Source organism: Pseudoflavonifractor sp. An85 (assembly GCF_002161235.1).
In the GTDB taxonomy this organism is placed as follows: Bacteria; Bacillota; Clostridia; order Oscillospirales; family Oscillospiraceae; genus Enterenecus.
Window position 1 is genome coordinate 1 of the sequence record NZ_NFHE01000023.1, and the last position, 25,522, is coordinate 25,522.

General features: G+C 45.5%; 20 protein-coding genes. 8 read left to right on the forward strand and 12 right to left on the reverse strand.

Annotated features, from left to right (window positions below; all coding sequences use genetic code 11):
* Positions 1-714 precede the first annotated feature (714 nt).
* Positions 715-951 (reverse strand): MurR/RpiR family transcriptional regulator, encoded by a 237-nt coding sequence (locus B5G37_RS10515; protein WP_087257253.1) that lies wholly within the window; start codon positions 949-951, stop codon positions 715-717.
* A gap of 347 nt (positions 952-1,298) precedes the next feature.
* Between B5G37_RS10515 and B5G37_RS10520 the strand changes: the two genes are divergently transcribed.
* The 4 genes from B5G37_RS10520 to B5G37_RS10535 all read left to right on the forward strand — a co-directional run bounded on the left by B5G37_RS10520 (position 1,299) and on the right by B5G37_RS10535 (position 6,367).
* On the forward strand, positions 1,299-2,750 hold the full coding sequence (locus tag B5G37_RS10520; protein WP_087257255.1) for a GNAT family N-acetyltransferase: 1,452 nt from the start codon (positions 1,299-1,301) through the stop codon (positions 2,748-2,750).
* A gap of 769 nt (positions 2,751-3,519) precedes the next feature.
* Positions 3,520-4,812 (forward strand): TrkH family potassium uptake protein, encoded by a 1,293-nt coding sequence (locus tag B5G37_RS10525; RefSeq protein ID WP_343224123.1) that lies wholly within the window; start codon positions 3,520-3,522, stop codon positions 4,810-4,812.
* A gap of 17 nt (positions 4,813-4,829) precedes the next feature.
* The gene (locus B5G37_RS10530; RefSeq protein ID WP_087257259.1) at positions 4,830-5,498 is read left to right on the forward strand and encodes a TrkA family potassium uptake protein; all 669 of its coding nucleotides are present in this window, start codon (positions 4,830-4,832) and stop codon (positions 5,496-5,498) included.
* An 8-nt stretch (positions 5,499-5,506) separates the two neighbouring features.
* Complete coding sequence (locus B5G37_RS10535) at positions 5,507-6,367, forward strand: DUF368 domain-containing protein (protein WP_242962867.1); 861 nt, start codon at positions 5,507-5,509, stop codon at positions 6,365-6,367.
* A gap of 115 nt (positions 6,368-6,482) precedes the next feature.
* Here the strand turns inward: B5G37_RS10535 and B5G37_RS10540 are convergent, their stop codons facing one another.
* From B5G37_RS10540 to B5G37_RS10600, 11 genes are all read right to left on the reverse strand, one after another.
* On the reverse strand, positions 6,483-6,950 hold the full coding sequence (locus tag B5G37_RS10540; RefSeq protein ID WP_087257261.1) for a helix-turn-helix transcriptional regulator: 468 nt from the start codon (positions 6,948-6,950) through the stop codon (positions 6,483-6,485).
* Positions 6,951-7,912: 962 nt separating this feature from the next.
* Entirely contained in the window at positions 7,913-8,845 is a 933-nt protein-coding gene (locus B5G37_RS10545) for a DNA-processing protein DprA (RefSeq protein WP_087257263.1), read from the reverse strand.
* A gap of 27 nt (positions 8,846-8,872) precedes the next feature.
* On the reverse strand, positions 8,873-9,616 hold the full coding sequence (locus B5G37_RS10550; RefSeq protein WP_087257266.1) for a phosphoribosyltransferase: 744 nt from the start codon (positions 9,614-9,616) through the stop codon (positions 8,873-8,875).
* A gap of 707 nt (positions 9,617-10,323) precedes the next feature.
* On the reverse strand, positions 10,324-11,013 hold the full coding sequence (locus B5G37_RS10555) for a hypothetical protein (RefSeq protein WP_143482926.1): 690 nt from the start codon (positions 11,011-11,013) through the stop codon (positions 10,324-10,326).
* Positions 11,014-11,082: 69 nt separating this feature from the next.
* Positions 11,083-13,653, reverse strand: a complete 2,571-nt coding sequence (locus B5G37_RS10560; protein WP_087257270.1) for an SNF2-related protein — start codon at positions 13,651-13,653, stop codon at positions 11,083-11,085.
* Positions 13,653-14,870 carry a ParB/RepB/Spo0J family partition protein gene (locus B5G37_RS10565; RefSeq protein ID WP_087257272.1) on the reverse strand — a complete coding sequence of 406 codons (1,218 nt, stop codon included), beginning with the start codon at positions 14,868-14,870 and terminating at the stop codon, positions 13,653-13,655. The genes B5G37_RS10560 and B5G37_RS10565 overlap by 1 nt, the downstream gene beginning before the upstream one ends.
* Positions 14,871-14,872: 2 nt before the next feature.
* Entirely contained in the window at positions 14,873-16,855 is a 1,983-nt protein-coding gene (locus B5G37_RS10570) for a hypothetical protein (RefSeq protein WP_087257274.1), read from the reverse strand.
* A gap of 11 nt (positions 16,856-16,866) precedes the next feature.
* Positions 16,867-19,575 (reverse strand): DNA-directed RNA polymerase subunit alpha C-terminal domain-containing protein, encoded by a 2,709-nt coding sequence (locus B5G37_RS10575; RefSeq protein ID WP_087257276.1) that lies wholly within the window; start codon positions 19,573-19,575, stop codon positions 16,867-16,869.
* Between the two features lie 610 nt (positions 19,576-20,185).
* Positions 20,186-20,692 (reverse strand): hypothetical protein, encoded by a 507-nt coding sequence (locus B5G37_RS10585; RefSeq protein WP_087257279.1) that lies wholly within the window; start codon positions 20,690-20,692, stop codon positions 20,186-20,188.
* Between the two features lie 426 nt (positions 20,693-21,118).
* Positions 21,119-21,979: a hypothetical protein gene (locus B5G37_RS10595; protein WP_087257284.1), complete on the reverse strand. Its 861-nt coding sequence runs from the start codon at positions 21,977-21,979 to the stop codon at positions 21,119-21,121.
* Entirely contained in the window at positions 21,976-23,199 is a 1,224-nt protein-coding gene (locus B5G37_RS10600; RefSeq protein ID WP_087257286.1) for a DUF6076 domain-containing protein, read from the reverse strand. The genes B5G37_RS10595 and B5G37_RS10600 overlap by 4 nt, the downstream gene beginning before the upstream one ends.
* Before the next feature lie 149 nt (positions 23,200-23,348).
* Here B5G37_RS10600 and B5G37_RS10605 point away from each other — a divergent pair, with 149 nt between their 5' ends.
* The 4 genes from B5G37_RS10605 (at position 23,349) to B5G37_RS10625 (ending at position 25,518) form a co-directional block, all read left to right on the forward strand.
* Positions 23,349-23,564 carry a helix-turn-helix domain-containing protein gene (locus B5G37_RS10605; RefSeq protein ID WP_087257288.1) on the forward strand — a complete coding sequence of 72 codons (216 nt, stop codon included), beginning with the start codon at positions 23,349-23,351 and terminating at the stop codon, positions 23,562-23,564.
* A 71-nt stretch (positions 23,565-23,635) separates the two neighbouring features.
* On the forward strand, positions 23,636-24,238 hold the full coding sequence (locus B5G37_RS10610) for a helix-turn-helix domain-containing protein (protein ID WP_087257290.1): 603 nt from the start codon (positions 23,636-23,638) through the stop codon (positions 24,236-24,238).
* Between the two features lie 312 nt (positions 24,239-24,550).
* Complete coding sequence (locus tag B5G37_RS10620) at positions 24,551-24,955, forward strand: hypothetical protein (protein WP_087257294.1); 405 nt, start codon at positions 24,551-24,553, stop codon at positions 24,953-24,955.
* 260 nt (positions 24,956-25,215) lie between these two features.
* On the forward strand, positions 25,216-25,518 hold the full coding sequence (locus B5G37_RS10625; protein ID WP_087257296.1) for a hypothetical protein: 303 nt from the start codon (positions 25,216-25,218) through the stop codon (positions 25,516-25,518).
* Positions 25,519-25,522 lie beyond the last annotated feature (4 nt).

The window sequence follows — 25,522 nt, forward strand, 5'->3', positions numbered from 1 at the left end:
GCTCTCGATTTTCTGCGTTCTTTACCAGCATTTTTATCACCCTACACCATTATACCGCATTTTCTCTCTCAATACGAGAAAAAGGCCACCAAAAGGTGACCTTTTTCGACAGGCTGAAACCGCTGTTTTCTCTCGAAAACAGCGGTTTTCATGGTGGACGATACAGGACTCGAACCTGTGACCCCCTGCACGTCAAGCGTTATGGGAACTTTTTTCTAATAATTTCGGCTTGTTTTTAGTAGTTTTCGTTCCATTCTATTTGCTTTTTAGCACTTTCCGCTGGCAGGGTTTTCACGTGTTCCGGGGCTGTCTGTGACTGGTTGTGTGGTCAATTTTTTCAGCCAGCCAAAGAGCAGCCACAATGGCTTTTCTCTTCTCAGTGGTTTTAGTACACCGTTAACAAAGAAAGCCGCTCAACGGATTATACTAGTTTCTATAGAAACGGTCCACATACTACTGCTGTGGGTGCATTTCTTTGGAATGGTCAGACGATGACGCTCACTCCACTTTTCGACGTATTGCATAGGCTTCGTGTAATTATGGGCATAACGGGAAGTTGAAAACATACCGTTTAGGAGTACGGCTACCATTTCGCAGATTGTTCATATCATATCTTCCCATGTTGTTTTTTCGCAAATTGCGCTGCTTGGAGGCAGGTCAATTTGCACACCCCCCTAAAACATGCTGCCTTGTAACGGCTTTTCAAATGTCGTATTAGCAAGGTATTAGCAGGAACCCCTTGTGACAAAGGTACCCGTCAAAGCCCATAGCTTGAACAAAGCGCACCACCGTGGGCTGGCTGACCTGCACGCGCTCGGCCAGCTCGGAAATGGTGCACTGGGTGCATCCCTCCGGGTCTCCCAGCACATAGTCTGCCACTCGCTGCTCCGAAGGGCGCAGGGAGGCATAGGCGTTTTTTACTCGATCTAAGACCTGAATATCCTGCCGCATGAGTCTTCCTCCTTATGTAACAAACTTACACATCCCGTTTTCCCCGCCCTGATTTCTCTTACAAAATCCAGCCAGGCGTCTTGTAAGAAATACAAAACTTTTTTCTTCCCCCTCCCCCGGGGGGCGTTGTCATTTTAGGGGTTATATGATTTTAACAAAGGCATGTAAAGGCCCCAAGTATCCCTGGGTGTGCTGCGTGTAAAATGTTCCTCCACCCCTTGACTTTTCCACAGTGGGGACGTATAATGTGCAAAACTTTTGGGAGGTGTGACCATGCTTCGTCGTATGGATAACGGCAATATGAACGATCTTCTGTCCGGTATGCCTTGTGGCAGTGTCGGGCTTGCATGGTCATACTCTTTTTCGGAATAACCCCGAAGGATAGTTCCAAAAAGCAGACGCAGTGCAAGCTCACCCCATCACCGGGTGCTTGCACTGCGTTTTATTTTCACGGAGAGGATGCCCAGGCCATGTTTGACCACTGGGCCTCTGACCCGCAGGTCACCAAATATCTCATGTGGCCCGCCCACAGCAGCCCTGACATCACCCGGCAGGTGTTGCAATTCTGGGTCAATGGCTACCAGCAGGACAACTTCTACCAGTGGCTCATTGTGCCCAAGGACTTGGGCCAGCCCATCGGCAGCATCAGCGGCATGAACCCCAATGACCTGCTCTCCTGTGTGGAGCTGGCCTACTGCATTGGTCAGCCCTGGTGGCACCAGGGCCTTACCACCGAGGCGGTGGAAGGGGTGATCCGCTACCTGTTTGAAACCTGCGACTTCAACCGCATCACCGCCAAACACGACACCCGCAATCCCCACTCCGGCGGGGTCATGCAAAAATGCGGCATGACCTGCGAGGGCACCTCCCTGGAATCGGACTACAACAGCCAGGGCCTTTGCGACACCGTCCACTATGCCATCTTAAAGCGCCAATGGGAACGCCCCAAGGACTTCACGGAGTGGCTTGTATACAAAAACGACACCCAACTGGTGCAAGACCTGTTCCGCCGCTTGGATGAAAGCCGCCGTCTCACCCGCTCCCAGGCGGCCCGGGTAGAGTTTCTCACCACCGTGCGCTACATAGAGCGCTATCTCACTCCGGTGGCCAAGATTCTGGATATCGGAGCCGGGGCTGGAGAATATAGCCTGTATTTCGCCCGAAAGGGCTACCAGGTATCTGCTCTGGAGCTGTCTGAGGCCAACATCGCAGCTTTCCGGGCCAAACTGACCCCAGAGGACAACATCGACCTGGCGCAGGGCAACGCCCTGGACCTCAGCCGCTACCCGGACAACGCCTTTGACATTGTGCTTCTCTTTGGCCCTCTGTATCACTTGCACAGCCAGGCCAACAAACTCCGCTGTATTCAGGAGGCCAAGCGGGTGTGCAAACCGGATGGCACCCTGTTCTTCGCCTTCATCGCCAACGATATGGTCATTCTCACCATGTTTCATGAGGAGCCGGACTATTTTCTCCATGGCGCCTATGACAAGGAAACCTTCCGCTGTGAGGACTTCCCCTTCGTATTCCACACCGTAGACGCATGTCGGGAACTGCTCCGTCAGGGTGGTGTGAAGGTGCTGCATGAAGTGGCCTCCGACGGTGTGAGCGAATTGCTCCAGGATCAGATCAACGCGATGGATGCCGCCAGCTACGCCCAATATTTGCGGTACCACTTTTACACCTGCGAGAAACCTGAACACCTGGGCGCCTCCAACCAACCACCTGCTGTTTGTGGGAAAGGCATAGGGCATTGGGCTGCGGTCCGTCAAAAACGGATCTATCTCATACACCAGTAAATTCATTTTGACATTTTGTCCACTCCGTGCTATACTCCCACGTAGGAATAAGTGGTGGAGTCTGTCATAGAGTGCTTGGATGCATCTCTATTTATTCCAAAGGGGATTTTAATCAAAATTAGTATAATTCTTGATTAAGAGAAAAAGACAGCTCTTCTAGGGGGAGACTGTCTTTTTTTGCGTTTTAAAAGGTTCTTTCGTATCCTTTTGGCGCATCTACGGACGGGATTGTATCAAACTTCACGCCACTTGTTACCGTGCAGTTTACACTTGGAGTAGTCTTTCCCAGGATTGAAGCGATGGACGAACCGCCATCGTTCCAAGCATAACCACGATGAACATGTGGGTTTCCCAGACCTGGGATCGTACTGAGGCGGATGATATGTAATTTGATGACCTCTTGATGGGATGACAATGAGTGCAGACAGAACGATCCATTTGGTGGTGCTGCGGAGACTTTATTCCGTGGCCATACCATTCATTCACAGAGCGCAGGATGGACAAATGTTTATCAGCGTTCTGTTTTTTTGGAGCTGCTTGTTCCATCGTCATGGCTCATCTCTGGACTGGTCTTTTTGTATTTCCAATTATCGTGTTCCATCTCATCCTGTCGTCTGGAACAAGTGTAGGAGGTGAAAATACCACATCTGTCGGTACAGATGGAATCCTATCGTCGTACCACAAATCCATGTTCAGTGCGAACACTGCTCAAGATGGAAAGGGGCGTATTCTGCCGGAATGATTACCGGCCGTCATTATGGAAAAACTGATGATTCAATTCAAAAAACAGCCACCGGGAAGACTGATTGCTGCCGGATTTGCAATGCTTATCCTGTTTGGGGCAGTTCTTCTCCTTCTTCCTCTGTCCGTGAGAGGCGACGCGGAGGTACACTTTATTGATGCTCTTTTTACCTCCACCAGTGCAGTTTGTGTGACAGGTCTCATTGCAATTGATGTGGCAGATCACTTCACTACTTTTGGTCAAGCTGTCGTTGCCGTTTTGATTCAGGTTGGCGGTTTAGGCGTTACATCCATTGGTGTGGGTTTGATCTTGGCCGCACGAAAGAACGTGGGTCTCAAAGGGCGTATTTTGCTCAAAGAAGCCTTAAATATCGAGGGAATCAAAGGCATGATCCGTTTGGTGAAGTCTATTTTGCTTATGACGCTGTGCTTTGAACTGATGGGTATTGTCTTGAGTTTTCTTGTATTTGTTCAGGACTATCCTGTGCTGAAAGCCCTTTGGATCAGCATATTTCATTCCATCGCAGCTTTTAACAACTCTGGTTTTGATATTTTAGGCGGGCTGAGAAACCTCATCCCTTACCAGAACAACATTCTTTTGAATCTGACCACAAGCGGACTTATCATTTTTGGTGGATTGGGTTTCCTTGTGATTTTAGACGTCTTGAAAAAGAGATCTTTTCGCAAACTAACCCTTCACTCCAAAGTGGTTTTAACCACAACGCTCACTCTGCTTGTGGCGGGTACGTTACTATTAAAGGCCACGGAGGATATCACCTGGCTTGGAGCCTTTTTCCAGAGCGTATCTGCACGAACAGCTGGTTTTTCTACTTACCCCATTGGCGAATTTACAAATGCCGGTCTGTTCACCCTCATTATTTTGATGTTTATTGGCGCTTCCCCCGGGTCTACCGGCGGCGGTATCAAAACAAGCACGTTCTTCGTCTTATCGCAGCACGTACGAAGCCTGTTCACAAAAAGGCATATCAGTGCCTTCCGGCGCAACATCCCGTCGGAAGTCTTTTCCAAGGCCTGCACCATTTCATTGCTTTCCCTTCTACTCGTATGTGTGGGAACATTTTTCCTTTGTGTGCTGGAGCCGGAGTACAGCTTTGTCCAACTGCTATTTGAAGAAGTGTCCGCGTTCGGTACTGTGGGCCTTTCTACCGGCATTACGCCGACTCTGAGTGTAGCAAGCAAGTTAATTTTGATTTTCACCATGTTTGCTGGACGAGTGGGCACGTTTACCCTGCTGACAATGTGGATTGATCGTCCAGCCCCCAGCGTTCGTTATACAGAAGAATCCGTTTCGATCGGATAAATAAGGAGAAAATACCGATGAAAAGAAAAGACTACGCAAGCAGCTATGGAGTGATTGGTCTTGGACGGTTTGGCATGGCCCTTGTGGAATGCCTTTCCTCCGCCGGAAAAGAAGTCATTGCCATTGACAAAGAAGAGTCTCGTGTGCGGGAAGCACGCCGTTTCACAGAAATGGCTCTGGTTGTGGAGAACCTGGATCAAGAGGCGCTGGAAGAAGCAGGCATCCGAAACTGCGACGTCGTGGTGGTGTGTATTGGAGAAAGAATCGATGTCAGCATCCTTGTCACCATGACCGTGCTGAAAATGGGGATTGCTCATGTTATCTCAAAAGCCACCAGCTTTATTCATGGGGAGGCACTCAAGCAGTTAGGTGCTTCTGTGGTTTTCCCTGAACGAGATATGGCAATCCGCCTTGGAAAAGGGTTAATTTATGACAGTTTCCTGGACTCTGTCGCCTTAGGCGGAGATGCCGAAGTTCGGAGAATCCTGGTGACCAAAAAGCTCATCGGCACCTCAATCCAGGATATGAACATCCGTCATCGCTACGGGGTAAACATCATTGCAATCGAACACGATGGCCATACAAATGTAAACTTCAACGCGGACTATTTCTTCCGCGAGGGCGATGCCATTTGTATCGTGGGGCAGAGCAAAAACGTAGAATATTTTGAAAAGGACATTCATTGATTGCACATATGAAAATGAAGAACATTTGGGAGAAATATATTTCGGTTGCCGCAAAGGGATTCGTCATCGGAGGGACCATGCTGGTTCCCGGTGTCAGCGGTGGTTCGATGGCAATGATTCTTGGTATATACTCCTCTCTCATTTCCGCTGTCAGTTCATTTTACCAGAGAAAAAAGGATAGCTTTTGTTTCCTCTTTACATTTTGCATCGGTGCCGTCATCGGAATGGCACTGCTTGCCAATCCCATCTCCGATTTAATTGACGCATTTCCCAAACCGATGATGTATTTCTTTATCAGTGCAGTGGTCGGGGGCATCCCCATGATGTTTCGAGAAGCGAAAATTCAGAGTTTTTCATGGAAAGTACCTGTTTATATCCTTCTCGGGATGCTAATGGTTTGTGCGATCTCCATTCTTCCGTTGAACTCAGAAAGCATCGAGCAATCCAATGGGATATTCGAACTTCTGCTTCTGTTTTTTGCGGGAATCATTGCTGCAATCGCCCTGCTCCTCCCAGGCATCAGTATATCCTATCTTTTGCTGCTGCTGGGACTGTACAGCAAGACGATCACTGCGATCAAAGCCCTCCAATTCTCCTTTTTACTCCCCATGGCACTGGGCGGCCTGGTTGGTATTATCCTAATGGCCAAACTGTTGGAAAAAGCGATGGCCCGCTATCCACAAGTGACCTATTTAGTGATTCTTGGCTTTATTCTTGGTTCAGTGGTCAGCATTTTCCCTGGACTTCCCACTTTGAGTGAACTATTGAGCTGCTCCATCGCCATTGGTGGTGGATTTGCGGCGATATATTTTTTACCAAGCAGTTGCCCGGACGACGGGCCTCATACCATAAGCGAACAGCATTCTTAATCACGTTATCATGCAAACACAACGAGAGGCCGCCCAGAAATCGGGCGACCTCTCGTTGTCTATTGCTCTTAAACAAAGCATTCCCCATCCACGGAACACACCACACGTTGTTCTCTCAGTCTCGTTTTGAGAAACCCAATATGGTCACATAGATGCCTACCAGCATTGCCCCCACAGAGATCCCCAGCAGCAGACCGGAAACAAAGTCCTGCACGTCGCTCCCGCCCACATTATCGTGCAAAGCCAACATGGCAACTCCCATCAACAGCAACACAATGCCGTATAGAGATGTACGCTGATTCTCCAGGGTCTGGGTCCGCCGCAGCAAATCTAACATCTGCGCTTCATCGCAAGTGCTGATGCTGTTGGGGCCTGCCTCTCCTCCGTCCATCAGCTCCTGTAGGGTAACGCCCAGTTCTCGGCACAAAGCCTGAATCACGCTGTAGTCGGGCATACACCTTCCATTCTCCCACTTAGAGACCGTCTTATTGGAAATGCCTAAACGCTCGGCCAGTTGCGCTTGAGTCAGGTTTTTCTCTTTTCGTTTCAAGGCAATGAAATGGCCAATGCCGGTTTGGTTCACAATGTCCCCTCCTCTCATTTGATGGAACGAGTATAGCCCAAGCATCCCGCAAAAAACACCCCCTATCTGGAGAATTTCGGGGGAATCCATGAAATAAGGACATGCCGATACCCATTCATACGGTTTTTCCTATCCTGTTGTATCCTACCATACGTCCGTCTGTTTGGGCAGATGGGTTTGCCGTTCTTGTTTGCCTTCCCAAACCGGCACCCAGGACAGGCCGATGACCCAACCATTGCCCCTGTAAGCCTCTGTGTCCCCTTCTTCGGCGCAGGGCCATATTCTCCCCCACCTAGGGCGGCTCTGCCCAATTTAAGCGGCTTTCAAGGACACTGGCAGCGGCCACCATGGGCAGCTTTATGGCACAAGTGATGTAAAGCAGAGAGAAAAAGCCGGACAGGAATCATGACCTTCCTGTCCGGCACTCTTTGCCCCACACCAAAATATCATTATTGGAAGCAAAAAAGCCTTGAAAACTTCGGTTTTCAAGGCTTTTTGGAGCTGCTAGGCAGATTCGAACTGCCGGCCTCATCCTTACCAAGCGGAAAGTAAACTTTTTTCTAATTATTTCGGCTTCTTTTTCGTTGTTTCTGCTCCATTTCGATTGATTTCCGGCACTTTCTAACCATGGGGTATCCGTGTGTTCCACGGCGGTCTGTGGCTGGGTGTGTGGTCAATTCCTTCAGCCAGCCCAGACATGGACACTGTACTTTTCACCCCTCCGTGGTTTTAGTACGCTGTTATCAAAGAGAGCCGGTCAACCGATTACACTACTAGTTTCTTTAAAACGCTCCATGTACCACTGCCATAGGCTTTCCGCTTCTCTGGAATACTCAGACAGATTGCTCACGACATCATCAGATAGAGCGCTAATATGCACTTCATGAAGCAGCAGGCAGAGCACGCCACATAATGTAAGCAATAGGGCAATAGTGGTAATACCAAGAAATTAACACAAGAAATTACATGTCAATTTGTAGTTGCTCCATACTAGCATTATCATTTAGACGCTGTTCAGAAGTAATTGAAGAGAAAACTTTTTTCATATTTGGAATTCCATTTTTCCCTCGTATGGGGATCCCACCCTTACTGATAAAATACGGATTAGCCTCGGCGGTTGTATCTGGTTTAGAAAAATCAATAACAAATAATGGACAGTTTACTCGTAATGCTTCTTCTCCAGCAGCGAATGTACCACCTTCAAGTCTCGATTCAACTAATATCATGGCTCTCGATAGCCCAATGATAGTTGAATTTCGCTTCATAGCATTGCCAGCATTCCAAGTCAACTCAGGCAAAAATTGCGATATAAACAAATGGTTCTTATCATTTAATAGGGGAGCTATTTGTTTCTTTATCCTGGCCTGTAAAATTCCCTCAGATAAAACAAATATTGTACTTCCCTCATTTTCTAATGCCGCTTTATGCACAGTTAGGTCGGTACCCGCAGCATATCCGCTAATAATGGTAACATTTTTTTCTACTAATTGTTTTGTGCAATTGGTAGCGATAGCCATACCCTTGTCAGATACTTTTCGTGATCCACAGAAACCAACACTAAGTTCACTTAAAAGTCGTTTGTTTCCTCGTGCAAATAGCAAGGGTGGACATTTATTTTGAAGCATTCTTTTTAAGTATTGTGGGTAATCATTCGATGTTTCTGTAATAATTTCGACATCTTTTAAACAGAGTTTCTCAAAAACACTCTTTGCACGCTCTTCAGTATTTTTTATGCTATTAAGCATATCAACACTAAACCCGATACAACGAAACACTTCATCACTTAAATAACTTTCTTGTTCAACACAGTGATCATGAATATAATGAAGGTATTTTTTTAATGCTACGTCTCCTACTCCTTTGGCAAAAGCCACTTGCAATACTCTTGCATCCATTTCTCAGTTCCTCTTCTTGTGGATTTATTAATTGGGTTGGTTATCACTATCTTTTAATGATTTTACCATTGCAATGCCTAAGATATGTGAAGCACCTACTGATTTTAAATATTCGGCATAGCACCACATAGATGTTCCAGATTGATACAGGTCATCAACGATAATAACCGTTTTACCTTTTAAGCTATCTATATCAATAGACAATTCGACCTGATTATCTGCATAAATTTTTCTCCAAGATTTAATTTTATCAGTAACACTTAAAGACTTCATTTCAGGTTTATCACTGCGCAGTGTAGCAGAGAGAAATTCGGCATTTAGTGAATCGGCAACATATTCAGCCAGCTTCCACGAAGGTTTATTTTGCTTTTCTACGGTTGCAGGTATAGTAGTGATCAATATGTTGTCTATGTCATCATCGTAACCATTGATGCAAAATAAACATTTATTTAAATATGCTCCTACCATCTTAGCATCATCTTCGGAGATATTTCCAACGTATTTAAGACGATATTCTATATCGCCAATTTCAGTACGTCCACTTACCCCATCAAAATTAAAGTTCCAATCGGAGCAAATACAAAAGTCCAAAACACCGTCTTCAAAATGGTCCGTAGTATATCTATTTAATTTTACCCAAACACAGCTATTACAAGCTATTGCCCATTCTATAAAATCATCAAGAATATCATAATCGATTCGATCATTAGGAATCCAAAGAGTATACAAATCGTTATATCTTTTAGACTTTCTCCATCCTGTAGGACTCAAACACCCTATCTCCCATTGACATATTCGAATGATCCTTTTTGTAAATCGATTTGTTACGAGCGTAATATTATCATCATTTTCAAATGATGATAAGTAGAAGCAACTTCTATCTCGCTGAAATCTATAATTATAACTCATATTCTATGATTCCTTCTCTCATGTGAACTTGGTAATCACTTGTACTAAAAATAAAGCGGTCATACTATGTACTCCTCCACAATCGGTATGGTGAAGTACAGAACTCTCCGCAATTTATCGTATCAAAGGCCATTTTGTTTACATAGGCTTAAATCATTGTCTCTTCAACCATCTATGTAAAGGTGAGCCGTCTTACTGATGGCCATATGCTGAAAGAACAGTTCTTTTCCCTCTTTATGCAGTATTTAGGAAAATCCAAACGGATACACCCCACAGGACACCTCCTTCCCACTACTGCTATACATCCAGCTCCAAGGTCCCTCGCAGCCACCTCAGAAGACACCTATAAACTGTAAAATTATTATAGTGTATAAATTGGCGAGACACAAGGTATGGCCATGTTTCTACATGTGATAGCGCAAAAAACATTGTCATACCGCTGGATGCATTTCCTCTCGTACAGTTCTCATCCACCTAAGCGATTTTGACACTCTGTTGTCAAAGATAAGAGCGTACCCCAAATAGCAGAACAACCAGGCTCGTGATTGACACAGGCCGGGTTGTTCCATTTAGTCAAATCCTTCGAAATGGGGATTTTGAGTCAAAAGAGAATAGAGTTGCTTTTTCAGATCTGCCTCCCCAAACCAGTCACAGGCCTCCAGCAGTGCTTCCTGGGGGGTATCCACATAGGCGCTTTGAAACAGCTGCTGGGCCAGACGGTCGTCGTGTTTGAGTTGTTTCAAAAGGGGAGCTTGGACAAACTGATTTCGGCACAGATCGCACATATCCCATCTCAACAGCTGCTCGGCCACCTCCGGTTCCTGGAGGTGACTTTCTGCTGTGTCCAACAGCAGCTTCATCATCTGAACTGCGGTCTGGGGGTCGCTGTCACCGACTTCACATAGGAGATCCTGGGTGTCCATATCCTCCAGCTCCTCCGCCGTCCATCGCCGGACAGCATCGGGGAAGTCCGCAATCAGCAGATCCCGGCAGGCCCACTCGTTTTCGGAGAAGTCCCAGCGGCGCACCATATCCACCAATTCTGTGCGGGTAAAATGGCGTGGCGGAGGCGTAGTGTCCTCCACAGAGACGGTAAAACTCAAAGTAATTTGTGGTGTGCTTTTTTCGGGAACCAGCTTGGCCTGTTCGGAGGAAAATAGAGAAGAAGTACTTCCAAAATCCCCGCACCAGCCACACTCCCAACGGTTTCCCCGCACCATGACGGGACTGCCGCAATGTGGACACCGGATCGTCGCCATGCACCATCTCTCCTTCATAACGTCATTACATCAGGCTATATATGATAATCTGATATTAAAGAGTGAAAACTATAATTTAAGCCCCTGAAAAATGAGATCCAGATCTTCTTGTACCGTAGTTACAGATTCCAAGCAATTATTCTCAATGGCCTCCAGCATAATCCTTTCCTTCTCATTCAGACGATTTAAGATTCTGGCATCCAGCGAGAACGGTTCACCCTCACCTGTAACAAACTGCTGCTGGAGATAGTAATACTGCGTATATTGCCCATCCGGCAGGCCAAGTCGATGAATTCTATCCTTTGACTGCAACAAATGTACAAGGTTATAGCTGTATTCAAAATAAATCGCATCATGGCATCCTTTATGCAGAGAAACAGACTCGGCCAAAGTATGCGGGTTAGTAATCAAGACATCCACACAGCCATCTCGGAAGGCAGATACAATTTGTTGTCGTTCCTCCATAGTGGTTTGACCATAGATACACGCCACATCAATTCCCATGTCACGTAGGGCGGTGGCAATACGATTGATAGAGTCCACAAAGATACACCAGATAATCACTGGCTTTCTCTGCGTGATCAGCTTTTCTGCCAGAGAAATACACGCACGGAATTTAGATGTACTTTGAATAGAGTCGATGAGCTGCTTTACATCTTCTGAGTAATCCACATAATCAATGTCCTCAATATCAGCAGCTGAAATGTCCAAAATGTCTGCAAAGTCGGATAGATCCAATTTGTTAAGCAGCATCCTGGGATTGGACTCCAGCTGCAACAGTCGGACGATAAGTGCCAGCTTATTCTTCGCATACTTCAGCTGCAAAATGTGAAAGAGTTGATTCTCAGTATCATTTGCAGACACTTCTTCAATGATATCCGGGTTTGCTTCAGGAACTTCCAGCTGTTGTTTTGTCGTCCGACAAAAGAATGGCTGAATTTTCTTATTGATCAGATTGATCTCATCCTGAGATGGATCCTTAAGCTGTTGCGGGGTAAATCCGAAGAACTCATCATACTCGTTGTGGTATAAAATATTCAATAGATTCCATATATCCGTATAGGAATTTGGAATCGGTGTCCCGGTCAGAGCAATCGTATAACATGCATTCTCCGCCAGTTCCAAGGCTTTTTGAGCATTGCTTCCATCAATAGCCTTTACTTTATGTACCTCATCAAACACCAAAAGTGTTGAAGCCCCAACCAGTTTTTGAACTTCTGGAAGATAAGAGCGCAGGCACTCGTAATTCAATAAGACGAGGTTTGCACTACCGCTGTCGAATAAAAGTGCCGTTCGCTTCTCGTCTGCCGTTTTATAGCTCGGATTATGAATGTTAAATACCTGAAGCGGCCACTTATTGCCGAAGCAAAGCTGAAACTCTTCTTGCCAGGATCCAAAGGAATTTTTAGGACCAACCATTACAAGACGTCGTACAAATCCTTTGGCATAGAGGTATGCAAACACTCCAAGGACTGAAGCTGTTTTTCCAGAGCCGGGAACCGAGAAATTGCAAGCTTTCTTCATGGTACACATAAAGAAAGAATCCCACATCTGTTTTTCACGAAGCGGTCTGCTAAAAGCGTCGTTTACAACGGCTTTGTACTCCTCATATTTTCCCAACACATCCGGACTATGCTGCTTAATTGCCAACCCAAGCCCTGCTCGCTTTTCTATATGCAATTCCCGGTCCGCTATGTATTTCCTGAGACGGGATGTAACAAAAAAGCGGTATCCACGTTTTTCAGACTCATTCTGCAGCAGACTAATAATTCGGTTGAATTGGGGATATTTAAGTATATCTTTGAAGAAAATGCGTTCATCTGTGCTTTTGGTTGTGTCCACAAACCTTTTGAGCCGTATCTTATAGAAAGACGTGTTCCAGAGAAGATTCGAAATCCCCTTAAAATCTAAAGTCAATACACCATCGCAATCCAAGAGCATACAGTCTGTTTCCAACTGCAAAGGGTCTATAATCAGCTGGCCCTTGTTGTGCTTTTCCAACTCTTGATAGACAAGAGAATCCATTTCAAGCACGCAAATATTTTCCGTCTGGTTACTCCAAAGCTTCTCAAAAGTCTGCTGGCTCTTGGTTATTTTCGAATAGTCAAACGGCGATGCCTGCCAACTACAGGTAATATCAAAGGCTTCATAGTTGGATTCAAACGCAGCTGCAGTTTCATTGTTAGAACCACGGAAGCAAATAATGTTTCCTTCAGCATCCTCAACAATTCCAAACTTATCGTGGAAAATTCCTTCCTGGGTAAAGGCAACCTTAATGTCAATGACTCCAAGTCCCACCAAATAGGCCAGGTTGGATATATTTCGCTCTTCCTCCAAAGAAAGCGATTCCCGCATCCGGGCAACCAGTTCTTCTCTTATGGAAGCTCGTAACGCATAGCCATCTTGAATTTGCAGGTAATCTTCTTTATCAATTTCTGCTGACACAATTAGGCGCATGGTATGCCCATTTTGCGCAAAGCACTCGAGGCCCTTAGCATAATTTGCAAGGGCTTTGGCCGAAAAATATGCTGTTGCACGGTCATACCGAATACTCTGGGCCAGTACTGGAGAGTAGAATTGCTCTCCCAAATTATCCTCATAAGAAGAATAGGTAGCCTGCAAAGGTAAGTCTCTAAACATTAAGCATCAAGTTCCCCTCTGATGTGGTCAAGTGCTTTCTGGATCTGATCCAACCGATTCCGAACATCGTCTTTTTGCTCTTCGCTTAGTTTCTTAAAAATATTTGTATCGATGGTATCCAGCATCTCATATGCCTTCTCAGCCTGCTGCGCCGGACGATTCCTGGTAGCATCGCCATCTGCCTTACTGACCCATTTTTCTGTGGAGTGCGCAAAATCTTCTTTCAAATCTTCCCGGGTGCGAATCTTTTCGTTAATCACCTTTTCTGTGACAACAGGAGCTTCCTCCAGAAGGTCACAAACTTTTTCGGTGGTTCCCAACTGTTCGTCCAGATATTGGTCCAGGAACTTTGCATTGGACACAATTTTTTTGATCTTACGCATATAGCGGGTCATATCACCATGGGGTTGTATCAAGAAGTTTGCAAAGACAACACATTTTAGATCCTCACGTTTCTGATCGTCTTTGCATTGTTTAAGGATGGTATTAAGCTCCTTAAGTGGGTCGTTCAGATTCATAGTTCTGGCAAGATGAAACTGCTTGGGAGCATTGATAAACTCTAAGTATTCCACCATCAGATTCGCTTTCTCAACTTCCCGCTGAATATCCGTCTCTGATTGATTGACACCATCAGCATACTCTTTGACAGTGAGGAGCTTTTTATCAACAATATCATTATAGATTCCCACAAGTCGGTCGATTGGATTATAGTCAACAGGCTTATCTACGCCATGCTGAATCATCAGCTCCAGCAACTTGATTTGCTTGGCGTTATTTCGAATATCATGGTCGAGAATTACAGCTTCGAAATACTGTGTTTTCCCCGTCTTTTTTTCAATATTTCGAAGACATGTAAAACGCCTGTTACCATCGATGATGCGGCCATCTGTTAACACAACGCCAGCCTCTTGCTGGCCAATAAGATCAATATTGTTCTGGGTTTTCTTAATTGCTTCAGGATTACTCTCTATAATAAACCCTTGGATGATATCGTTATATTCCGAGTGACCCAATGATTCCAGGGCAACATCTGCATGCTCGGCTTTATATTGACTAATCCAAGTTGCAATGCGGTCATTCTGGTCATTAAAGTACAGCTGGTCCAGGCGAATTTTATATACGGGATATACCTGCGTGTGGTTATCAATAGAGAGCTTTTTTGTGCTCTGTGTGAGCATCACTGCCTTTGATTTAATGCCATCAGTCAAAAGATTCATAGTTAAACCTCCTCGAAGTATTCGTCGTAGTCTAAATAAATTTTTTCAGATATGGAATCGTAGTACATCTGAGAACCAGAAGCCAGAGTACGAATATAAGACGGAGCAAGGGCGATTCCATATTGAACAGCAATTAGCTCAGACAGATCAAATATATCAATGCTCCGGACCTGAGAAACTAGGAATTCAATAAAATCGGATAGGGTCACATCCTGCTTTGATTTCCTAAGCAAATAAGTGCCAGCGACTTTTCTCCCTTGAATCTTTTTCCCTTGTTTTAGGATAGAATAGTAGAATGTATCATCAAACCCCAAATCATCCAAAGGAAATTCATAGCCTTGGTCCCGCAAAAACTTTAAGGTAAAATAGGCATCATCTTGTACGCGTCTACACACCTCTTCAATAAACGCATTTAAATTCTTTTTGTGGATTCCATTACGTTTTAAGTAAGCCAGACGGATGAATTTCTGCGGCAAATATTCAACAATCTCGAACTTTGCTGCTTGTTTCTGCAAAGCTGCATAGATCTGTGGATTTTCCCACAATTCGTCTTGAACATAAAATGTATTCCCCGCCCAATCGTTTTTGTCCAGGCACTCGATTAAGGAGCGGTACCGGTTGGAATAAATAATCGTGTTGGTTTTACGAAAACCAATTTTTCGTAGGTTTTCTGTAGATAAATATGCCTCATACCGTGTGCCAACTTTACTCTTAAAAATTTTTTGAACATCCTCTACTATATACCACGGTTTCGTAAGCATCTTTGAAATACCCTCAATTTGTTTGTCTGTAATGCTCCTTGTCTGCAAATCATAAACTCCATTGCGTAAATATGGCGAGATCTCCTTCAGAAGGCGAACCTTTACTGTATTGGCCTTTAGTCCGTATCGTCTCTCATATTCTTGTGCAAGTCTCTCACCGGAAATTGGTGACAATTCCTTGAGAAGATCCTGTAACTGTGTAATGGAGTTCCCTGTTCCAAAGGCAAGAAACGGAGCTTTGGCAAAAGTAATATGATATTTTGCGCAGATATCTGGGAACTTCTTTAGAACTGTGATTAACTCGTAAGGATTTTGAATATCGGCTTTTTCCATCTCTGTTGCTGCATTTTTATATATAATCTCTGCAGAGATATACTGATTCCGGTATTGCCAAAGCTTTAGGCGCTTTATCATTGCACCGTCCGCTCGTTCTTTGGATTGCCTGAACCGTAAGGCTCCAGCCTGTCCGGTGATCGTTCTTGTACTGGCACTTAGAATAGAAGCGAAACGGTGTTTACTAACGGATAGTACATTGGGTAACGGAGCAGATTGATTAAGAAAGTTGCAATATTCTAAAAAGAAAGTTTCCTTATCAACAGGAGAATTATGTTGTCTCAATATATAAAGGCCAATCTCTTCCACCGAGCAAGGAAGCACTTGGTCACCCAGCAAAAGCCCCTCACTCGCTATCGCACTTATCGCTGCATTTCGTATATGAATTGATTGCGACTCGTCTAGCCGAATTTGGCGCCAATCGAGCTTTCCCTTCTTGCAAATTTGGGTCAAATAAATATACGTGCTAACTGGTTGTGAGAAAATCTTGCAAAAACTGTCTTGTGTAAAGCGATATTTCCGGAATACTTTCTTATAGGAATCCTCTTCAATTGGGCAACGATTTTGCAAGAACACCCTGACCGTTTGTTGTACATTGGCCTTCTGTTCAGGTGGGAAGGAATGTCCTCGAAAAAAGAGGTTCAGCACATCTCTCCTGTCTTTATCCTGTACCCATTCGATCAATTGACTTAGATTATGTGGCGCTCCAATAATACCAGCAGGCGTGTAAATAATCCGGTTTTCTTCAAATAATTGAGAAAGCGCATCATCAACAGCGGAAGACGAATACCTGCTTTGAAATACAATATGCACAAGTTGAAAAAGGCTGACAGGCTGACTATGACCCTGTAAATACTCCGCAATTTTTTCTTTTACATCAGTACAATCCATAAGTAGCCCCTTTACACATCAGAATAGTAAACATCGTAATCCAAATATGCTTTTTGGGATATAGAATCATAATACATCGAACTCTCACGAAGGGTTTCGATCAACTTCGATGTCGGAATGTAGAGTCCGAACTCGTCGCGCATATAGTCAGCCAAATCATAAATATCCATGGACTGCGTTTCCTGCGAAGCGAGAATTGATTCAATGAAATCAGATATCGCAACTGTGTAGGTGCCTCTCCGGAACAAGCGATTCTTACCAGCACGCCTATACGAAAACAAATCCTTGCTTTCAGCCAAGACAGATGAGTAAAACCAATCGTCAAACCCGAATTCATCCAACTTATGTACAAAACCTGACTTTTGCAAGGAGAACACTGTGAAGTATTCTCCCTCACTTACATACGCTGCGACATCTTTGCAGAACTCTTTCAAACCAGCTTTTTCAATGCCTGCTTCACTTAGTTTGCGAATATGTATATATTTTTGAGGTGCAAACTCGACAATTTCCATCTCCTCACGCAGTTTATAAAGCTGAGAAGTGAATGTCACCGTAGAAAGAATGCTTTTTTTGAAAGCAGAAATATCTACTATGTCTTGGTCCAGAAGCAGGTGCTTGAAGTACTCAACAGCGGAATGGTATTTACTGCTGACAACATAGTTAGAATAAATACGAAAGCCAAGGTTGATGATACTATAGCTATTAAGCAGTGATCTGTCTGCGTTTGGGAACATATTCTGATAAATTGCATGAATTTCCGAAAGAAGATAGAAATCGTCCTGCAACTCTCCCTTGAGTTTTTGCGACATTGCGTCAGACATAGCGGGAGAATCAATGCGATATGTGTCTCCATCCAGATAGGCGGTGATACACCCCAGATAGTTGGCCATCACACTGCCCGCTTTTATGCCATACTCTTCCTCATACCGCTGTGCAAATGCTTCTTTGGAGATGGGCGCACAAGAAAGCAGTAAATCCATAACCTGCTGGTCTCGGTCGGGATGTCCAAACTCGATTGTAGGCATCCGAGGGAAACGGACATTTGAATACTCTTGCTCCGTACAAATCTTTTTCAGCAGATTGTGTAGCTCGTATTCGTCCCGAATATCGTATTCCAGCATCAGCTCTGCGTGTTCGTTGAATAACTTCAATGCCGAAAGCTCAATGTCAACATATTGGTTAAGATCCAACGCCGTCAAAAAATCCGCATAATCATAGAGTGCAGCAGGCCGGTAGCGCAAGCATCTGCCATGCTTCCACAGGACATTTATACTTGCAGCAAGCTTGTTCTCATATCCTCTGCCACCCAATGTAAGTTTTGAATTATCGGCAATTCCTAGTTCAGACAACAACGCGTTATATTTCTCTACAAAGCCGCTATAAGATATTTCATCTGAAGCGTATTGACGCAACGCATAGTCACATAGGGCATCCCGCTTGCAGGGAACAATTATGGATCCGATTTGGACACAGTTTTTATATGCGATGCGCTCTCCTGCCCGACGGAATGCAGTAGGAAAAGATTCATCATCTATGAGTTCCTCTGGCTGTAATTCTCCAGACTTATACTCAAGTTTGAGATACTCATACACTGTTTCATCTTCTTGAAAAGCGAGGCGAAAATCATCTCTTGAAAAATCATATTTCTGAAATACTTCCGCATATCGGTCTTCATAAAGTGTGGGATGTTGCTCCAGCGCTTTGTTCATGATCTGCCGGATACGCTCTCTCTGAAGCTTCAACTCATTTCCAATATCCTCTAATGTTCGACCATGAAGTCTCTCAGTTAAAACATATCCTCGCCGCTGATCCGGGAGCTGTGCTGCGTACTCAATGGCTGTCATTCTCTTGATGGCATAGGAACCGTCTTCATTCCGCACCGCTTTTTTGGTAGCAATGAGAAATCGTAAATTGTTTTCCAATACATCTGTAGGCACCATAGCGCAGGCATCCAATAGGCTTTTAAGGCTACATCCATACGCTACTTTATTTAGGGTGGACAATATCTGTGCCTGAATCCCACTTGCAACGATTGGTGATGCAGACATTGCACGAATAAATTCTGGATTCTCTAAAAGAATATCTGTGTTCACACCCTCTACGGAGTTTTCCTGAAAAAACATTTCACAAAGTGGGCTGATTTGCTCATAAAGAGCATTTATAGGAAGCTCATAAATGGAAGCAAATCGTTTCACTACCGATTGGCACAGGCCATCAGAGGTTTCTGCTACCGAATCAGATACGTGAAACGAAATATCAAAAACAGGCTGGAGTAGAAGGGCATCCCGCTTCTCAAGGATTTCCGTTACAGTTTTTTCTCCAACATTATTCCATTGCTTTATTTCATTGCGGGTCAAATGCAGTAGTTCCGATAGAAAGGAAATGTTTTGCCTTTTCAGGCAGTTGTAAGCCCTATTTGACAGTCCCATTTGTTCAACAGGAACATCCTGATAGGTAATGCCGTCATCGCCTACAAACGATGGCATGCTTTTGTGAGCCTGGGCTTCTTCCGGTGCAAAACCTGTGCTAACTTCCATGCTTGATTTTTTCTCGAGAATTTCCTGAATGCTCTTCGCACCTAAGTTCTTAATGTCGCGCAGTTCTGCTTCAGGCAGCGCTCGAAGATCCCCAATCGTCAATACTCCCGCTCTATAGAGCGCATTATACGAGCGTGTAGAAAGATTTAATTCCTTAATCGAGTTAGATTTATGGTAGAACACTTTCTTCGCCTCTTTACTTACACAGATAACTTTAACTTCTATTGGCTTTAGAGAAAACTCTCTCCTATGTACTATTTATGTCTCTCTGCTTTTTTACATTTAATCTTCACTGATTGATTCCCCGCAAAAGTAACATCAATTCGTTTCTTATATTTGTAAGTCAAAATCACTTCAGCAGAGTAGCTGCCTTCATTATATACGGAATCAAGGGGACAAAAAAGATTCGTGCGGAAAATATCAATAGTATTTTTTCAATATATTTACATATTCGATTTCATCAACTATTATTTTCTCCACTTTTAATCCGTAAATCGGCGACTTGTCGACTAAGAACAAGCCGAGAATTTCACTCCTATTCGCACCTTGAAAGGTAGCGAACAGTTGGTAATTTAAGCAAGGAAAGCCATCTATCGGCAGTTGACTTCTCAGAAATATCTCTGGCATATATTGCAAATCGACAAATCTATCTGTTTGCTTCTTATAGCAGTGTTGTAATTATAATGCCAACTATCGAAATTACGTCAGAGACGTTTAAGCAATTCCCTGCTCCAGCTATTTCTAACACTGGCGATGATTCCGGTGTAGGCGGTATTACCATAACTTTTCTCCTTTATCGAAAAAAATAGTAAACAAGACTTCTAAAAGTATGCCGGGGTGTTACTATTTGTGACATTACTCCATTTCTCATGTTATCGCATAAATCAAACTTTATTTTTTTGTAATCATAGGATATATATTCGACTCTGTATGTACTAATAATTTCAGGAACGGTCAGCTTAATTGCTATGGCTTCACCAATATTTAAGAATAAGAATTTTCCGGTTAAGTGTTCACCTACTACATTCATCTCATCGTCGAATTCATATTGAAATATTTTAAGATTCCATATTCCTTGGCTAGATATGATAACGAATACATTATACGCATCTTCCTCAAGAATCACAGTCTCTATCACGTCGTACTTAGCATGGTCAAAATCTTTAGCTCCCTCAATAGCAAGTTTATCAGAATATAGCCCTCTGCTCTGAAAAGTTGCTATTGTCCTCCCTATAAAATAAATTACAAACAAAATCAACGTCGCCACAGATGAAACTGTCCCTAGAATATTTTGCCACATTCTATATAATCTCCTCTATTTCCAATTCGCTTTGTATATCCGTTTAGTGCCCAAGCACCTATCCTTCTTCCCCGCCAACTGGTTAACACACGTTTTAGTTTCTCCTTACCAAGTGTCTATACAGCCTATTCAACAAAGCAGAGCACTGTTATCGGAACGCATACCCAGGAGCAAAAACAAATGTGGGAAGAAATCTACTTGTCCATCAACAACGATGCACTTATAATCTTTATCCTACAAATCCTATCCAATACCAATCATGAAAAACCACTACTTTTCCTTTGCATTTCAAAATATCCCATATATAGAATAGCACTGAATGTAATAAAATTCTATTTTCAATATTTTATTACAACAGCCGTCCAATAAACAGGACAGCAGAAGTTGAGCCACTAAAAACAACACTCAGAGGCATCATTCCCCTTTTCACACAGAATGCAATGGTATTTTGACTTCTGTCGGTACAGCTCGATCCACCATCCGCCTGGCTCGACGCAGCTTCCATGCAAGGCTATCCAAACACCGATCCCGCAGCCGCTTGATTGCCTGATCCTTGGCTTTCTCCACGCCAGACTCCTTCATGCGGCTGCGTATGGCGATTTCCCGCAGATCTGACTTGGGGTGGCCATACACGCCGAAGCACCGTCCCAGAATCTCCTGATCCTTCTTGGAAAGCTGCAGAAACTCTTCCCGCAGGCATTCCATAGTCAATGACCGAATTACAGTTTCTTCTGGTGACTCAGACAACCAGCCTGGCGTGAGCCGCTCCAAGATGTCTCCATCCTCTTCCGGGTCTTGCAGGTCATAGACAGAGAAGAAATGCGTGGGGTATGCAACGGCTCTGGCTGCTGTAGGAAATGAGATGCCCAGCGCCTGGCTGATCTGCTCCACACTCTCCCCTTTTTGATGATAGCGTTTCTGTGCCTTTCGCACCAACCCCATGCTGTCCCGGTCCAGAGATAGTGTCCCCAAGCTGCATTCCAAATGCCGCCGCATGGCTCCGTCCAAAAACGGGGTGACATAAGTAGTGAATCGACCCTTTCCCGCATCATAACCGCCGGTTCGGACGCACTCCACCAGTGCCAGCCTTCCTACGCTCTCCAGTTCGGAGAGCATTTCTTTTGCATAATCACTCAAGGCACCATATTGGTTTTGCCTCAGGCAGTGATACTGCCGGGCAATCGACCAGGCACGATTCTTCACCAGACCTGTGTTCACCAGGCACAGTTTGGTCAAGGCAGCCTCATCCCCGTTGGAGATTCGCACCAACAGTTCCTCGTTGGTCATGCATCGTCACCGTCCTTCACCTTGCGGGGACGGCCTCGAGGTCTGGTCTGACGGGCCACTCTGCAAATCGGATAGAGATGCTGGGAAGAGATGGATCGCTCAAAATCTTCATTGGAGATGTCAGAGCTACTCAGTGCGTCAAACAGCCTGTCCCGAACGGCATCCTTCAGCCGCCGCATTTCCTCCTCTGTGATAATCCCCCGCTGATAATCCTTTCGGATGCGGTTGAAGGCAGTGATCTTGGTCTTGATCTTTGGCACATCCCGGGCCAGTTCCTTCTGAATCTCATAGCTGCCATACTGTCGGCAGGTAAAGCGCTCATCCAGCGGACAGCGGCCCTCACAGTAGAGCACATGGGCGCCGCTTCGTACCAGAAAATATTTCTTGCAGACAATGCACCGTCGGATGTTATATCCGGCGTTCAGGGCTGTCATATAATCTGCCTTCAGCAGCATCTGCAAACTGTCGGTAGTATGCTCCTGGCAGATGGCAAACTTCCCATCCGGCAATTCCCTTGGTACATAGCTCACCACACAGTGGTCGTATTTCTGATAAAAGGAGTGTTCCAGGCCCATAGGATTCACGATTAGCTTCTCTACCAGTCGCTCGTCGTTATAAAACTGATAGAGCGCAGCGGCGTAGTTCTCGGAAGAATTGTGTTCCAGTTTGGAGAGAACGAAGTTGATAAAGTTGTGGACGGTAGGATTGAACGCCGCCACTTCTTCCAGGTAACGCTGGTAGCGGTCAATCCGCTTGCGGTAGTACAGCCATTTTTCTCTGCGGCTGCCAGGATAGATGAGAAGTTGTGGGGGAATGGTTTGGTTCTCTTCCTCCTGCGCTGCTGCAGCTTCCCACTGCTCCGGGGTTGTCATGGGGCAGTCTATCTCTTCCTCTGGAAGAAAGGAGAACTGCTGGGTGTACTGCTGGGCTTCCTGAAAAAGCTGCTGGTCATCCTGCAGCAGGATTTGAAATACCCGGTACTTGCTCAACTGACTGCGCAGTTCCATCAAACAGCCATTCAGTTCCCACCAGATGCCACGGTCCTGTGTACTCTCGTACTGCTTGGCCAAGGACTGGATGTGCTGAAGTTGGTCATAGAGAGGGGTGTACTCCCTGGGCCCCAGGTTCAAAATATCCGTGGTCAGTTCCCCGGCATCAAACAGCGTTCCACCGTATTCGATTGTGCTGCCGTGAATGTAAAATACGATATCTCCATTCATAGGACTTCACCGCCTCTGAAAATTGTCCCACCTGGAAAATAATTGGTCACACCTTTTTCTCAGTCTAACAAAATCTCCGACACAATACAAGCAGAAGGGCATCAGCACCGTCGCTGGTGTCCTTACTTTTTTGTAAAGGGGAATTCAAAATGAAAGAATCCATGTACAAACACTACGACGAGCTGCCGCTGTTCCTCAACTCGGAAACGGTGGCAAAGGTACTGGGCGTGTCAGCGTCCAGCGGGTACGAACTCATGCACGAACCGGGCTTCCCCATGCTGCGCATCGGCAATCGCATGGTGGTCCCCAAAGAACAGTTCATCCAATGGGTGGTGGAACACATAGAAGGCGGTGAGCGCAACTGAATTTATCTCCCTATCAGCGTGACCCAAAGCGGCATCGCTTCTCCATTCCCAATGGAATCTGGAAGTGGGGGTTGAAGCCCCAGGCCTTCGCTACCTTCACCTATCTCTGCTATCTCCACACCCACGGCAAAGAATCTGTCCCACCCAGCGTGGACGAGATCGCATCCAAGCTACACATGAGCAAGGACATGGCTACAGAGCAACTCACGGAACTTAAACAACGTGGACTGCTGAATCAACATCTGGTTCCAGTGTGCAAGAATACCGGGAAGAATTTTTTCTCTCTGCCCAATGAATTGTTCTTCCTAAATCTCGGTCACGGAGTCATCACCGTCTACGCCTACCTGCTCTACTGTGAAGATCGACGCACCCATCAATGCCATCCCAGCTACCGAACCATTGCCTCGGCGGTACATCTCACGGTGGCTACTGTGATGAAGCACATTGCAAAACTGGAGGACCGGCAGCTCATCTCTGTGGAACACACCAGCTACCTGGACAGCCACGGTATGAAGTGGAACGGCAACAACCAGTACACCATCCTCCCAATCCAAATAACGTTGGACTGCTACTACCAGCAGCAGATGGACCAGCTGGAGGAACAGCGAAAGTGGCAACAGGCAAAAAAGCGCCTGGGACGAAACCCAGAGAAAGCCCCGTGTGCCCCGCTGTAAGGGGCTATGTGCCCGATGCCTGGACAGAGGCAGGCCCTGACCCACCCCAGGCGGAGAAAGGTCAAATTTGCCCCTTTGGGGCGGGAAACAAGGGGCCAAAAGCGTGGACTAAAGAGAAGTAAAGAGAAGCAGGAGAAAATCACGACGCTCCTTGTGCGCCGTGTCGGTCACAACTGCCCGCAGTGCGGGCAGTTTCAGGCTTTTCAAAGGGCGTTCCTTTGGGCGAAAAGTTCGGAGAGGAACGCTCTGTTGGGGACGAGCCTTACAGTCCCAAGGAATTCAAGATAGTTTCGAAGCGAAAGGAGACTAATCATGGTCAAAGGAAAACAGAAAACAACCGTCTTTTTCACCCCCTCTGTGAGGAGGAAAATCGAGGACACCTACCGGAGTGATAACTGCAAGAGCCAGAGCGAGTTCATCGAAAAAGCCGTGGAGTTCTATCTGGGCTATCTGAACACCAAGAATGCCGGTGCCTTCCTACCCGAGGTGCTCTCCACCATCCTCATCGGCACCATGGATGACTTTGCACAGCGTATAGGCAGGTATCTCTACAAGGTGGCGGTGGAACAAAATCTGTGCAATCACATTCTCACTGCCGACACCGACATGGATCAGCGAACCTATGAGCTTATGCGTGGCCGGAGTGTGCGGGAGGTAAACAGCACCAATGGCCGCATCAGCTTCAAGGAAGTGCTGGACTTCCAGAAGTCCGTGTGATCTATGTGAGCGTGTAAAAATCTGTGTTGCGATACAAAGATAAAATAGTCTCGGTCGACCACGAGGAGGAGCAGCTGAGCTGAGGCATGAGCATGGATGGATGGTAACCACAACGCCTAAAATAGCACACTGTCACCAAAGAAAACGCCCCGAGGAAATTGGCCCGGAGCAAATGATAACAGTTTGATAATTGTGGTGAAATCCACTGGCTATTCTCTTGATTGTTCGGTATTGTGTGTTGCTGATAAGGAGGCACACATATGAACGATTATATGAAAGCCCTGCACCAGCGGTTCTTCCGAAAACCAAATCTCACGGAACTGGAGAAGGAAATTGAAACTGCCCGTCAGGAAGTGCGAGACTGCCTGGACAAGGTGCAGCGGCGCAGGCTCATGGACTTGGTAGATGGCCAAGCCCTACTGCGAGAAGCAATCTCCCTGGCCAGCTTCACCGCAGGATTCAAACTGGCCTGGGGAATCACAAAAGAACTGGAGGCAGATGACCTGTATTCCTCACAGGAGGAAACAGAGTACATCTGCCATCACATACAGAAGGAGGATTGATGCC